Origin of the sequence: Prevotella sp. P5-64 (assembly GCF_002251285.1) — a bacterium.
Classification (GTDB): Bacteria; Bacteroidota; Bacteroidia; order Bacteroidales; family Bacteroidaceae; genus Prevotella.
Genome location: NZ_NPJK01000016.1, coordinates 21,072 through 35,023 on the forward strand (window position 1 = coordinate 21,072; position 13,952 = coordinate 35,023).

Genomic DNA, 13,952 nt, shown 5'->3' on the forward strand with positions numbered 1-13,952 from the left:
TAACAACCCAATATAAATCATTAAATAGAAAACAAAGATGAAGAAGTTTATGAATTATTTGAGAGTGGCAGTCGTAGCACTGACCATATCTATGGCAATGAGCGGATGCTCGAGTAGTGACGACCCCGCACCAGCACCCACCTACAATGTGAGCCTGGTCAACGAGAGCGATGCAGCCCTCGACGTAGACCCCGCCGCACTCAGCGAGCAGATTATCAAGATACAGACAGACGCTCCGCTGACCGACCTCTCTATCCAGAAAGTCACCGAGCAGTCATGGTGTATCGCCACGGTAAAGAGCACCTCTGAGATAGCTGTTACCGCCGGTGCCAACACATCTACCGCCGACCGCGTTGCCAAATTCAAGCTACTCGCAGGCTCATCAGTACTCGAGTTCTCAGTCACACAGGCGGGTGCCAACCCCCAGAACGTGACCCTCAGCATCGAGTCAGAGCAGTTGCAGGAGTATAGCGGCATGTATTCATACATGGGCCAGAACGACAAGGCCGTAGTCAAGGTCAAGGTGACCACCAACGCCAGCCGCTGGCACGCCACAGCAACAGCCATGATGGGCAATGACGCCGACTTCGTCATCACCAAGGCCCGCGGCAAGAGCGGCGAGGAGATGGAGTTCTACCTCCAGCCCAGCATGAGCGAGATGCTCGCAGGTACCATCACCATCACTGCCGGCGACCAGTCTGTAGACATCACCGTAAACCAGATGACCATGAACGGAGCCACCATGTTCAAGCTCTTCTCCGACGAGAACAAGACCAAGGCTTTCGCCAACAAGACCACCCTCAACTTCGCAGCCACCTTTGACAAGGACGACACCACCGAGCACATCAAGACATTCTACGTGACCACCGACGGCGGCTACGTGACACTGGTATGCAAGGCAGGCACTGACACCGAGGTTGAAGGCGACGCAGCATGGCTCACAGCCGGTGGTAACCTCGATGCACTCCGCATCAGCGCTACCTCTAACACCACTGGCGCCGAGCGCAAGCTCGACGTGGTAATCGTAGACAGCGACAACTGGAGCGAGCTGTTCCGCATCCCCGTGGTGCAGGCTGCCAAGTAAGCCTACAGCTCCCTATAGAGCCTAAACCATAGAAGAGGCTGCCAGACCCATCTCCCCGAGAGAGTCTGACAGCCTCTTCGCCGTTTATACCGTTAGTCCGCTGGAGCGCAGAGAGACCCTCGCCCATATCGAGAGGGCAGCTGCTGGCACCGCGGTGACGATGGCTGGCTCGTATCAATAGGCACGAGAGCGCGTATCTTACGTCACGAGCCCACGGTTCAAATGTCACGAGCCTACGGTTCATATGATACGAGCCCGCCACGATGGTCACCACGCCGCCGACGGGCTGATATGCAGCGGGTTGCGGGCTACTCGGTGGAAACGGCATAAATAGCGTTGCCCGCAAGAGCCCTCAGACTGGTCGCAGAGACCACTGGAGCACATGGCGACAGCCACACTCTGCTTTTGCAGACTTCCGCGATAAGGGCAGAGAGCGTAACTATTTTGCCCAGGCGGGCTGTCTTTTCTCCATTTTTCTTTGCTTTTTCGCCAATTTGTCTTATCTTTGCAGCGGAAAGTCCCTTGAAAAATGTGCGCAAATCCATAAAAAGTCCCTTGGAAAATGTGCGCGGTTTCAAGAAAAGTCCCTTGAAAAATGTGCACGGTCACAATATCAACAACCACTAATTCACTAATAGCCAAATGTTTCAACGGAAAATTGAGAAGTATCTCAAAGAATGGAAGAACGATGAGCACAAGATGCCCCTCATCATTAAGGGATGTCGCCAGTGTGGAAAGACATACTCAGTGCTCGATTTTGCCCACAAAAACTATGAGCATGTGGTCTATCTCGACTTCTTCCAACACCCGGAATACAAGGCTGTGTTTGGGGGTGGTCTGGACATCGACATCCTCTGTATGACGCTTTCCACCCTAATCCCCGATTGCAACTTCGTGCCTGGCAAGACCTGCATCATCTTTGACGAGATACAGGAGTGTCCACGTGCGCGCACTGCCTTGAAATTCTTCAAGACCGACGGCAGATACGATGTCATCGGCACTGGTTCGCTACTGGGTGTCAGCGGTTACCATACCAGCGAGTTGACCGAAGGCCCTATCCCCGTGGGTTATGAGACCATCATCGACATGTATCCTATGGATTTCGAGGAATGGCTTTGGGCCAATGGCATCAACGATATGACCATCGGCTATCTGCAACGCTGTCTGGACCAAAGGACTCCTGTGCAGGAAGCTGTCCACGAGAGGATGCGACAGTTGCTGCTGCAGTATTGCCTTGTCGGCGGAATGCCAAGAGCGGTGAGCGTATTTATGGAGACCCACAACATGCAGTCCGTTCTGCATATACAGCAAGCCATCGTTGATGAATACAAAGTCGATATGCTGAAATACGCGCCCCAGGAAGACAAGCCACGCATACGGGAATGTTTCGAGTCGATACCGCGCCAGTTGAGCAAGGAGAACAAGAAGTTCGCCTACACCACCGTGAGGCCTGGCGGCAGAGGCCGCAACTATCAGGGCAGTCTGCAATGGATTGAAGATGCCGGCATCATACGTCGCTGCTACAACCTCTCGACGCCCGAACTTCCCCTCGACGGCAACGCCATCACCGACCAGTTCAAGGTGTATATGGCAGACACGGGCCTTTTCATCAGCATGCTCGAACAGGGCACTGCGGCCGACATCCTGAGAGGCAATCTCTATGGATACAAGGGTGCCATCTTCGAAAATCTCGTGGCCGACATCTTCGGCAAAATGAATCGCAAGCTCTATTATTTCCGCAAGGATTCGGGCCTGGAGATTGACTTCGTTACAAGATACAACGACGAATGTACGCTGGTAGAAGTTAAAGCTAACAACGGCAACATCAAAAGCGCCAAGACCATCCTTGGCAACCCCGACAAGTATCATGTATCGAGTGTCATCAAACTGGGTGATGTGAACATTGGCACTGCTCCGCAGACTCTCATCCTGCCGCTCTATATGGCCTTTCTGCTCAAGGACTGTCATTAAGGGCTGGTGGGCAATCCCCTATATCATCGAGGCGACTCTGCGTGAGCCTCCGCTGGCGCTATCTATAGATAAGGTAGGCGTCGCCTCAACAATGCAAATTAGAAAAAACATCTGTTTTTTCTTTGCATTGTCTTCGACTTGCCCCTTTACGGCTCCCGCCGTGAAGGCAGGCTGCACCTCAAGAATAAAAATAAACAAGTTTATTTTGTATTCTCTTCGGTTTGCACTACCTTTGGATAAGGTAGGCGTCGCCTCAACAATGCAAATTAGAAAAAACATTTGTTTTTTCTTTGCATTGTCTTCGACTTGCACTACCTTTGTAACATATTAAGATAACATGGAATATACGCTGAATATACGTGGACGCCTTATGGACCTTTCGCATCCGCAGGTCATGGGAATAATCAATGTGACGCCCGACAGCTTCTACGAGGGCAGCCGCAAGCAGACCGAGCGCGAGATAGCTATGCGCGCAGAAGAGATTCTGGCCCAGGGCGGCAGCATGATAGACATCGGAGCATTCTCTACCCGTCCGGGTGCCTATGAAGTGAGCGAAGAGGAAGAGGGACGGCGACTGCGCTGGGCTCTCGACATCGTGCGCCGCGAGGTGCCCGATGCCGTGGTCTCGGTAGACACCTACCGCCCCGCACTCGCCCGACGCTGCATCAACGACTGGGGTGCAGACATCATCAACGATGTGAGCGAAGGCGGTCTGACGGGCATCGTCAACACGCCGATACACGAAGCGGAAAGCATGTTTGACGTAGTGGGCGAACTGAAGTGCCCCTACATTCTCATGTCGGTCAAGCCCACACTGAGGGAGATGATGAAAGCCTTTGCCGGAGAGATACAGCAGCTGCGCGACCGCGGCGCCAAGGACATCATACTCGACCCGGGATTTGGCTTCGGCAAGACCCTCGAACAGAACTATGAGCTCATGGCCGACATGGCCGAACTGCAGGCACTCCATCTGCCCGTTCTGGTGGGCATATCGCGCAAGACGATGATATGGAAGCTCATCGGGGGCACTCCCGCCACATCTCTGCCCGGCACCACAGCCCTCCACGCACTGGCGGTGGAACGCGGCGCCTCGATACTGCGCGTCCACGATGTAGCAGAGGCGGTGCAGACCGTGGCGGTGGTAGAGAAAATGAAGCAATCACTAACCAAAGAAGTTATATAACGTGTTTTTTGATTTTGGCATAAAAGACATAATCGACATCCTGCTGGTGGCGCTGTTGCTCTACAACATCTACCGGCTGATGAAGGAAAGCCGGTCGCTCAATGTGTTCATCGGCATCATGGTGTTTGTGGTGTTATGGCTCTTCGTGACCCATGTACTCGAGATGCGCCTGCTGGGAGCCATCATGGACAAACTGGTAAGCGTGGGTGTACTGGCCCTGCTCATCCTCTTCCAGGAAGAGATACGCAAGTTTCTGTACAGTCTGGGCGCCCATCAGCGGTTCAAAAACATCTTCCGCCTGTTCTACACCGCCACCAAGAAGGAGGATGAGGACAAGGAGGCCATCATGCCCATCGTGATGGCATGCATGAACCTGTCGCGCGGCAAGGTGGGCGCACTTATCGTCATCGAGCGCACCACCCCGCTGACCGATATCATGGAGACGGGCGATGTAATCAATGCCAACATCAACCAGCGGCTCATCGAAAACATCTTCTTCAAGAACTCGCCGCTGCACGACGGTGCCATGATTATCGCCCACCGCCGCATCCAGGCTGCGGGCTGCATCCTGCCCGTGAGCCACGACATGGACATCCCCAAGGAACTCGGTCTGCGCCATCGCGCCGCCATGGGCATCTCCCAGAGCTCTGACGCCATAGCCATCGTGGTGAGCGAAGAGACGGGCCGCATAGCCGTGGCCATCCGCGGCACTTTCAGACTGAGACTCTCTGCCGAGGAACTCGAGAGTATCCTCGCCCAGCAGCTGATAAGCTGAGGGCAGAGACAAAGAAAAAATAGATGCGTGCAAAGGGGTGATTATCAAAAAAAATTACTACTTTTGCAGCGGCTTAACGTGAACCGCTAAAACCATAAGGAACTAAGTTAAGAATAGATATAGAATAACTATGGATTTATTACAACAGATTGTAGCGCGCGCCAAAGCAGACAAGCAGCGCATCGTGCTTCCTGAAGCTGAAGAGGAACGCACTCTTAAGGCAGCCGACAAGGTATTGGCTGACGACATCGCAGACATCATTCTCATCGGCAACCCTGCCAACATCCACAAGCTCGCCAAAGAGTGGGGCTTGGAGAATATCGACAAGGCTACGATTGTGAATCCATCTGACAATCCCAAGAGCGAGGAATACGCCGCTCTGCTCGCCGAACTCCGCAAGAGCAAAGGCATGACTATCGAGCAGGCTCGCGAACTGGTGAAGAACAACCTGTACCTCGGTTGTATGATCATCAAGACCAACGGCGCCGACGGCCAGATTTCCGGCGCACTGAGCACCACTGGCGACACACTGCGTCCAGCTCTGCAGATAATCAAGTGCGCTCCCGGCATCTCATGCGTGAGTGGCGCTATGCTGCTCATCACTGACCAGAAGCAGTATGGCAAGGACGGCGTAGTAGTCATGGGCGACGTGGCTGTAACCCCCAACCCCACTGCCGACCAGCTGGCCCAGATAGCCTACACCACAGCCCAGACCGCCCACAGCGTGGCTGGCATCGAAGAGCCCCGCGTGGCTATGCTGAGCTTCTCGACCAAGGGCAGCGCCAAGGATGCCAAGGACAAGGCTACCGGCAAGAGCGTCTACATCATAGACAAGGTGATTGAGGCCACACAGATAGCCCACGACAAATATCCTGAACTCAAGGTAGACGGCGAGCTGCAGGCCGACGCCGCCCTCGTGCCCGCTGTGGCAGAGAAGAAGGCCAAGGATTCTGACATCGCCGGCAAGGCCAACGTGCTGGTAGTGCCCAACCTCGAGGTAGGCAACATCGGCTACAAGCTGGTACAGCGTCTGGGCGGAGCCATCGCCATCGGCCCCATCCTCCAGGGTATCGCACGCCCCGTCAATGACCTCAGCCGCGGCTGCTCGGTCGACGACATCTACTACATGGTCGCCATCACTGCCTGCCAGGCACAGGACGCCAAGAAAGCATAACCGTTAAAACAAGAAACAGACAATGATAGTATTAGTATTGAACTGTGGCAGCAGCTCCATCAAGTACAAGCTGTACAACATGGACGACGAGAGCGTGCTGGCACAGGGTGGCGCCGAGCGTATAGGCTTGGACAACGCCTTCGTGAAAGTGACCCTCAAAGACGGCAGCAAGGAAAAGGTAATGCACGACATGCCCGACCACAAGGAAGGAGTGAAGTTTGTATTCAGCCTGCTGCTCGACCCCAAGTATGGTGCGCTGAAGAGCCTCGACCAGATTGACGCCGTAGGTCACCGCATCGTGCAGGGTGGCGACCTCTTTGAGAAGAGCTGCATCGTAACCAAGGAAGTAGAGGACGGTATCGAGAGCCTCTGCGACCTGGCTCCCGTTCACAATGCAGGCCATCTGCGTGGCATCCGTGCCGTCGACGCGCTCATGCCCCATACTCCCCAGGTGACTGTCTTCGACAACGCCTTCCATTCGACTATGCCCGCCTACGCTTATCTCTACGCCGTGCCCTACGAGCTGTACGAGAAGTACCACGTGCGCCGCTATGGCTTCCACGGAACCAGCCACCGCTATGTTTCTCAGCGCGTGTGCGAGTACCTGGGTGTGGATATCAAGAAGCAGCGTATCATCACCTGCCACATCGGCAACGGCGCCTCGATTGCAGCCGTTCAGTATGGCAAGGTAATCGACACCTCTATGGGTCTGACCCCATTGGCTGGTGTGATGATGGGTTCGCGCTCGGGCGACATCGACCCCTCTGCCGTAACCTATCTCATGGAGAAGCTGGGCAAGACTCCCCAGGAGATGGCAGAGTTCCTGAACAAGGAGAGTGGCGTGGCCGGCATCACCGGACTCAGCTCTGACATGCGCGAGGTAGAGGCTGCCGACAAGGCTGGCGACGAGCGTGCCCACCTGGCCCTCCAGATGTACAACTATCGCATCAAGAAGTACATCGGTGCCTACGCTGCTGCCATGAATGGCGTCGACATCATCGTGTGGACCGCCGGCGTCGGCGAGAACCAGGAAGGTGTGCGTTGGGACTCTTGCTCTGGCCTGGAGTACCTTGGCGTCAAGATGGACAAGGAGCGCAACCACTGCCGCGGCGTCGAGCAGGTTCTCTCTGCCGACGACTCCAAGGTCAAGGTGGTTATGATTCCTACCGACGAGGAAATCGTTATAGCACGCGACACCGTAGAGCTGGTATCTAAGGGCAAGTAAAAAAGACTCGCAAGCAACACATGGCACCATCATGGTGCTGCATACACCAAAAGGAGAGCCATCCGTTCAACCTATAGGCTGAGGCGGATGGCTCTCCTCGTTTTATCCAAATTATCTGCCAATTACTCGGTTAACAGATAGAATGACCGCTGCGCCAGTTCGGTATGATTATATCCCTTGGCATCTTCATATTTGAGCAAGCCACATATACTAAATGCGGACACAAGCGACTGCATATCATAGACTCCTTCATATACTATTGGGTAACTTGGACGGTTCTCTGATTTGAAATTCATATTATCAATCTCCACCTTTAGTCCAGATACACTATAAGGAATCAACCTGAAATTCGAGAAAACAATATTGCCATTCTTGTTTTTATTTACCCGAACCTCGACCATCACATGGGCATCATAACCATCTATTTCCGAATAGACGATATACTTCATCTGCTTAGATCCATCGGCATTGGGCGACACCATAAAGGGCTTTAGAAACGCAGTCTCAGGATAAGCGTCGTAATAGTTGGGGGCGTCCTTCAGTTGCTTTATCTGCTTCAAGTTCTCTTCAGATAGCAATCTCTTTATGCCGCTTACATAGGTGCTGATGCGTTCCTTTGTAAGATTGCGTTGCTTGAAGTAGTCATAATTCACCCAATAATACTTAGACAGCATAGCCAACGAGTCATACTGTGCATCGGTCACCTTGTTCTTAATCCATGCGGGCGGCAATTCTCCACGCTTAGTATGTGGCATATAACCAGGGACATGATTCTGCCCATAAGCCCAGCATAGTGCCATCAGCAACATGCTTATCAAAATCGTAATTCTTTTCATAATTATCAGCATTGAGGTTTGTTTTTTATAAATTGTTCGTATAAATCACAAGTCGAATAATCACTAACAGGGTATTTCCAATAATTATTATACTTCGGGGAGTTTGCCCAATTCGGTATAATCGAGCGATACGTTCTCCTCTACATAGGTGGTGACAGACGAGGCCTTGGCAGTTGTTAGCATATCGTTAGCGTTCTCGCTACAGGAAAACAAAAGCATCACATTAATAAAAAAGAATGGAATGCTGTAAAGAATAAACTTTTTCATGCTTTTCTTTTTTAGGGGTTTGACAATGGTGATGTTATCAATGAGCTTATGATATGTCGCAAATTTAATGGATTTTTCTGATAATGAGCAAATATTTTGTGTTAAAAAATCAACATATTATCAATAATCACATAATCGTTTGAAAATAAGCGAGCTGATTAACAAAAACATAACTAATAAAATTTGGTCAGACAAGATAGTCGACTTGTTCCGTAAAGCCATACATGAAAGGAACTCGAACCCTTCCGCAATAATCCCCAAGGCATCGTGGACAGAACGTTTGGACTATCTGCTTAAAATAAATATCGGCAACCTCGGCAAAAAGTTTGAGACATTCAAAAAGGGATTGATAAAGTGCCGTGACCACATCTTCAACTTTCTTGAAGACCCACTAATACCATCAGGGAATAACGGAAGTGAACACGGAATACGCAAGTTGAAAATCAAACTGAAAAACTCCTGTACATTCCGCATCGGTTTAGGAGCAGACGCTTTTCTCGAATTACATTCAATTATCGAAACAGCAAAGAAACACGACAAAACACCATTCAAGCCTTATTCGGGGCTTGAAGACTTGCCATGGTCCTAACGCTGGATAGTTACTCTCGGGCACAGTAATCACAAAAGTTGTTAACAATCAAGCCCGATAATAAACTTTTTTCCATCAAAATCATCAATATAATAACAAAACCAGCCAAAATAAAGGTAAAAAGAAACAACAAGATGATTATGAACAGGAACTTCAAACTATTCATGGTGGAGTTGCTCCTTGTGACGGCGCCTGCGGTGACCCACGCCAGAGAGTGGACGCTCAAGGACTGCATCGACTATGCCCTTGCCAACAACATCGCGCTTCAGAAGACGCGGCTCGCCAAGGCCAGCGCTAACGAGGACTATCTCCAGTCCAAAGCCGCGCTGCTCCCCTCGCTCAGTGCCAGTACCAGCCACAATGTCAACTACACGCCCTGGATGGCCAGCGGTATCAGCGGCGACGGTTTCTCCAGAGCCAGCGTCGACAAGGTCTACTACAACGGCACTTACTCGGTCTCGGGCAACTACACCCTCTGGAACGGCAACAAAAATCATAATCAAGTCAAGCTCAACAAGCTCGCTACAGAGGCAGCCCAACTCGACTCAGCCACGCAGGCACTGAAGTTGCAGGAACAGATAGCCCAACTCTATGTGCAGATACTCTATTCTACCGAAGCCGTCAGGGTAAACGAGGAGAGCTGTGCCTCGAGCAGACAGAACGAAGAGCGCGGCAAGGAGATGGTGAGCATCGGCAAGATGAGCCAAGCCGATCTCGCACAGCTCTCTGCCCAGCGCGCGCAAGACGAGTACAACGTGGTGCAGGCGCAGAGCAACGTGAAGAACTTCAAGCGCCAGCTCAAGGAACTCCTGCAGATTACCAGCGACGAGGAATTCGACATCGCCACCCCCACCACCACTGACGAGATGGCGCTCGACGCCATCCCTGCACTCAACGGTGTCTACGCCGCCGCTCTCGACAACCGCCCCGAGTTTAAGACATACCAGAACCAGCTGGCACAAAACGAGCTGAGCATCAAGATTGCAAGGCTGGCAAGCTGCCCACCATCAGCGCCAACGCAGGCATCTCAACCAACAACACATCGATGAACGACAACGCCCTGGCCCGCCAGCTGAAGACCAACTTCAACATGGGCGCCGGCATAGGCATCAGCATCCCACTCTTCGAGAACCGCACCACCAAGACACAGGTCAACAAGGCGATTATACAGCGCGAGAGCATCCAGCTTGACCTCAAAAACGAGCAGACTTCACTCTATTCGACCATCGAGAACTACTGGTTACAGGCGTCAACCAACCAGAGCCAATACAAGGCAGCCAAAGCCAGCAGCGAGAGCGCCCAGACCAGCTACAACCTGTTGAGCGAGCAGTTCAGGCTGGGCCTCAAGAACATCGTCGAGCTGCGCACTGGCAAAGACAATCTGCTCGCAGCCAAGCAGAACGAGCTCCAGGCCAAATATCTCACCATCCTCAACGTCAATATGCTCAAGTTCTACAGAGACGGACGCCTTTAGAGCCGTCTTGCCAACGCTTATTGACATCACAACGCACAACAACAAATAGACATACACGATTATGAAGAAACTGAGAATCAGCAAAATCTGGATTGCCGTCATCGTGGTGGCAGTCATCAGCATTGCTGCCTGGGCACTCTCCGGCGGCAAGGAGAAGGAGGAAATCAACTTCAAGCAAGACCAAGTGGCGCTGAAGACGCTGCAGAACAGCGTGACCGCCACGGGCACCATCGAGGCTGTAACCTCTGTCACCGTGGGTACGCAGGTGAGCGGCATCGTCAGCAAGCTCTATGTAGACTACAATACTCAGGTCAAGAAGGGACAGGTGATTGCCGAGCTCGACAAGACCAATCTCATGAGCGAACTCAACATCGCCAAAGCCAACCTCGCCAGTGCCCAGAGCACCCTCAAGTACCAGACCGCCAACATGGAACGCTACCAGACGCTCTTCAAGAAGGGACTGGTGAGCGCCGATGAGTACGAGAACGCAATGCTCACCTACCGTCAGGCCAAGGAGCAGACAGCCTCGTCGAGAGAGAGCGTACAGAGAGCGCAGACCAATCTGGGTTACGCCACCATCACCTCGCCCATCGACGGCACCGTGATTTCCAAGAGCGTGGAGGAAGGCCAGACCGTGGCTGCCAGCTTCAACACCCCCGAGCTCTTCACCATCGCCAAGGACCTGACCAATATGCAGGTGGTAGCCAATGTCGATGAGGCCGACATAGGCGGCGTCAAGGAGGGCGACCGCGTCACCTTCACCGTCGACGCCTACCCCGACGATACCTTCGAGGGCGAGGTCAAGCAGGTGAGACTCGAGCCTACCACCACCAACAATGTGGTGACCTACGAGGTGGTCATCTCTGCCCCCAACGCCGACCTCAAGCTCAAGCCCGGACTCACCGCCAACGTCACCATCTTCACCCAGGAGCGCGCCGGAGTTCTCGCTGTGCCAACAAGGCTCTCCGCTTCACTCCCACCAAGGAGACCGTGGGCAAGGACATGAAGATTGTCGACTGCAAGGGCAAGAACAAGGTATGGACGCTCAGCGACAAGGTGCTCACCGCCCACCCCGTCACCATCGGCCAGACCGACGGCATGAACACCGAAATCACCAAGGGTCTGAAGCAGGGCGACAGGATTGTGACCGAGATTGTGGTCAATACCCCCGATGCCGACGAGGCTCCGCAGCAGAGCCAGGGACTCATCTCAGGCCCCGGCCCAAGAAAGAAGAAGTAAGCCAAGGACAGGATAACCATATACAGAAAGGACTATTATGGCTGATACAACCAACAACGACAACCGCCGAGTCGTGATAGAACTCGACCACGTGCGCCGCGACTTCCAGGTGGGCGACGAGACTGTGCACGCCCTCAAGGGAGTGAGCTTCAAGATCTACGAGGGCGAGTTTGTCACCATCATGGGCAAGTCGGACTCGGGCAAGTCCACCCTGCTCAACCAGCTTGGCTGCCTCGACACGCCGTCGAGCGGCGAATACTACCTCGACGGTGTGAGCGTGCGCACCATGAGCCGCAACGACCGCGCCATCCTGCGCAACCGCAAGATAGGGTTCATCTTCCAGAACTACAACCTGCTCCCCAAGACCACCAGCGTGGAGAATGTCGAGCTGCCGCTCATGTACAACCCCGCTATGGGTGCCGACGAGCGCAAGGAGCGTGCCATCGCCGCCCTCGAGGCCGTAGGACTGGGCGAGCGACTCTACCACAAGAGCAACCAGATGTCGGGCGGACAGATGCAGCGCGTAGCCATAGCCCGCGCGCTGGTCAACACCCCCGCCGTAATCCTCGCCGACGAAGCCACGGGCAACCTCGACACGCGCACCAGCTTCGAGATACTCGTGCTCTTCCAGAAGCTCTACGCCGAGGGGCGCACCATCATCTTCGTGACCCACAACCCCGACATCGCCCGCTACTCGAGCCGCAACATCGAGCTGCGCGACGGCCACATCATCAGCGACACCCCCAACGAGCACATACTCTCTGCCGCCGAGGGGCTGGCTGCGCTGCCTGTGACCACCGACGAGTAGCCCCCAGGTGACACTCACCCACAACAAGACCATCACAAACCCAACAGAAGGATATGAATTATCAGAATCTATTCAAGATAGCCCTGCGCGCCATAGGCGCCAACAAGATGCGCTCCTTCCTCACCGCCCTGGGCATCATCATCGGCATCGCCGCCGTCATCACCATGCTCGCCATAGGTCAGGGTAGCAAGGCCAGCATCAAGGCCAACATCGCCGAGATGGGCAGCAACATGATTATGATATCGCCCGGAGCCGACATGAGGGGCGGCGTGAGACAGGATGCCTCATCCATGGAGACGCTCAAGCAGGCCGACTACGAGAGCATCAAGGAAGACTGCAACTACATCAGCGCCATCTCGCCCACGGTCAACAGCGCGGGGCAGTGGATTTACGGCAACAACAATACCCAAAGCTCCATCTACGGCGTCAATCAGGACTACCTCAGTATACGCCAGCTCAAGGTCGCCGACGGTGAGATGTTCACCGACGCCGATATCAAGGCAGCAGCCAAGGTCTGCATCCTCGGCCAGACAGTGGTCGATTACCTCTTCCCCGATGGCAGCGACCCCATCGGCAAGGTAGTCCGCTTCAACAGCATCCCCTTCCGCGTCGTTGGGGTACTGCAGAAGAAAGGCTACAACAGCATGGGAATGGACCAGGACGACCTGGTGCTTGCCCCCTACACCACCGTCATGAAGCGCATCATGGCCCAGACCTACCTCGGAGGCATCGTCTGCTCGGCCATCACCGAAGAGGCGTCCGAGCCCGCCCAGAACCAGATTACCGACATCCTGCGCCGCAACCACAAGCTCAAGGATGCCACCGACACCACCGAGGCCGACGATGACGACTTCAACATACGCTCGCAGGAGGAAATCTCGAGCATGATGAACTCCACCATGTCTACCATCACCATCCTCCTGGGCAGCGTCGCCGGCATCTCGCTGCTCGTGGGCGGCATCGGCATCATGAACATCATGTATGTCTCGGTCACCGAGCGCACCCGCGAGATAGGACTCCGCATGAGTGTGGGCGCCCGAGGCATCGACATCCTCAACCAGTTTCTCATCGAGGCCATACTCCTTTCGGTGACAGGAGGCATCATCGGAGTCATACTGGGAGTGACCCTCTCGCTATGCCTCAACACCTTCCTCCACATCGCCACGCAGATAGAGCCGTGGAGCATCATCATGAGCTTCGCCGTATGCACCCTCACCGGCGTCTTCTTCGGCTGGTATCCCGCCAAGAAGGCAGCCCGTCTCGACCCCATCGAGGCCATACGCTACGAATAATGTCACCCTCACCACGGGAGCCATCACTCTCAGAG

General features: G+C 53.9%; 12 protein-coding genes and 2 pseudogenes. 11 read left to right on the plus strand and 3 right to left on the minus strand.

Annotated elements, in window-relative coordinates; translation table 11 throughout:
- Nucleotides 1-37 precede the first annotated feature (37 nt).
- Nucleotides 38-1,084 (plus strand): BACON domain-containing protein, encoded by a 1,047-nt coding sequence (locus CIK87_RS03505; RefSeq protein WP_094385513.1) that lies wholly within the window; start codon nt 38-40, stop codon nt 1,082-1,084.
- 267 nt (nt 1,085-1,351) lie between these two features.
- Here the strand turns inward: CIK87_RS03505 and CIK87_RS14270 are convergent, their stop codons facing one another.
- Entirely contained in the window at nt 1,352-1,726 is a 375-nt protein-coding gene (locus tag CIK87_RS14270; RefSeq protein WP_144008302.1) for a hypothetical protein, read from the minus strand.
- On the opposite strand from CIK87_RS14270, the gene CIK87_RS03515 reads away from it, so the two are divergent.
- On the plus strand, nt 1,727-3,055 hold the full coding sequence (locus CIK87_RS03515; RefSeq protein ID WP_094385517.1) for an ATP-binding protein: 1,329 nt from the start codon (nt 1,727-1,729) through the stop codon (nt 3,053-3,055).
- Between the two features lie 18 nt (nt 3,056-3,073).
- On the opposite strand, the gene CIK87_RS03520 is transcribed toward CIK87_RS03515, so the two are convergent.
- Complete coding sequence (locus tag CIK87_RS03520; protein ID WP_094385519.1) at nt 3,074-3,367, minus strand: hypothetical protein; 294 nt, start codon at nt 3,365-3,367, stop codon at nt 3,074-3,076.
- Between the two features lie 25 nt (nt 3,368-3,392).
- Here CIK87_RS03520 and folP point away from each other — a divergent pair, with 25 nt between their 5' ends.
- From folP to CIK87_RS03540, 4 genes are all read left to right on the plus strand, one after another.
- Nucleotides 3,393-4,238: a dihydropteroate synthase gene (gene folP, locus CIK87_RS03525; RefSeq protein WP_094385521.1), complete on the plus strand. Its 846-nt coding sequence runs from the start codon at nt 3,393-3,395 to the stop codon at nt 4,236-4,238.
- A 1-nt stretch (nt 4,239) separates the two neighbouring features.
- Complete coding sequence (gene cdaA, locus CIK87_RS03530; protein ID WP_022310698.1) at nt 4,240-5,013, plus strand: diadenylate cyclase CdaA; 774 nt, start codon at nt 4,240-4,242, stop codon at nt 5,011-5,013.
- Between the two features lie 130 nt (nt 5,014-5,143).
- Nucleotides 5,144-6,187 (plus strand): phosphate acetyltransferase, encoded by a 1,044-nt coding sequence (gene pta / locus CIK87_RS03535; protein WP_094385523.1) that lies wholly within the window; start codon nt 5,144-5,146, stop codon nt 6,185-6,187.
- Between the two features lie 22 nt (nt 6,188-6,209).
- The gene (locus CIK87_RS03540; RefSeq protein ID WP_022310700.1) at nt 6,210-7,412 is read left to right on the plus strand and encodes an acetate kinase; all 1,203 of its coding nucleotides are present in this window, start codon (nt 6,210-6,212) and stop codon (nt 7,410-7,412) included.
- Nucleotides 7,413-7,534: 122 nt separating this feature from the next.
- Here the strand turns inward: CIK87_RS03540 and CIK87_RS03545 are convergent, their stop codons facing one another.
- Nucleotides 7,535-8,248, minus strand: a complete 714-nt coding sequence (locus CIK87_RS03545) for a hypothetical protein (RefSeq protein WP_144008091.1) — start codon at nt 8,246-8,248, stop codon at nt 7,535-7,537.
- Nucleotides 8,249-8,654: 406 nt separating this feature from the next.
- On the opposite strand from CIK87_RS03545, the gene CIK87_RS03555 reads away from it, so the two are divergent.
- From CIK87_RS03555 to CIK87_RS03575, 5 genes and pseudogenes are all read left to right on the plus strand, one after another.
- Nucleotides 8,655-9,104, plus strand: coding sequence for a hypothetical protein (locus tag CIK87_RS03555; RefSeq protein ID WP_094385529.1), 450 nt, complete (start codon nt 8,655-8,657; stop codon nt 9,102-9,104).
- A 140-nt stretch (nt 9,105-9,244) separates the two neighbouring features.
- A pseudogene (locus tag CIK87_RS03560) lies at nt 9,245-10,578 on the plus strand (TolC family protein).
- Between the two features lie 61 nt (nt 10,579-10,639).
- Nucleotides 10,640-11,817: pseudogene (locus CIK87_RS03565) on the plus strand (efflux RND transporter periplasmic adaptor subunit).
- A 37-nt stretch (nt 11,818-11,854) separates the two neighbouring features.
- Entirely contained in the window at nt 11,855-12,625 is a 771-nt protein-coding gene (locus CIK87_RS03570; RefSeq protein WP_094385531.1) for an ABC transporter ATP-binding protein, read from the plus strand.
- Between the two features lie 53 nt (nt 12,626-12,678).
- Complete coding sequence (locus CIK87_RS03575) at nt 12,679-13,917, plus strand: ABC transporter permease (protein WP_022310706.1); 1,239 nt, start codon at nt 12,679-12,681, stop codon at nt 13,915-13,917.
- The last annotated feature ends 35 nt before the right edge of the window (nt 13,918-13,952 follow it).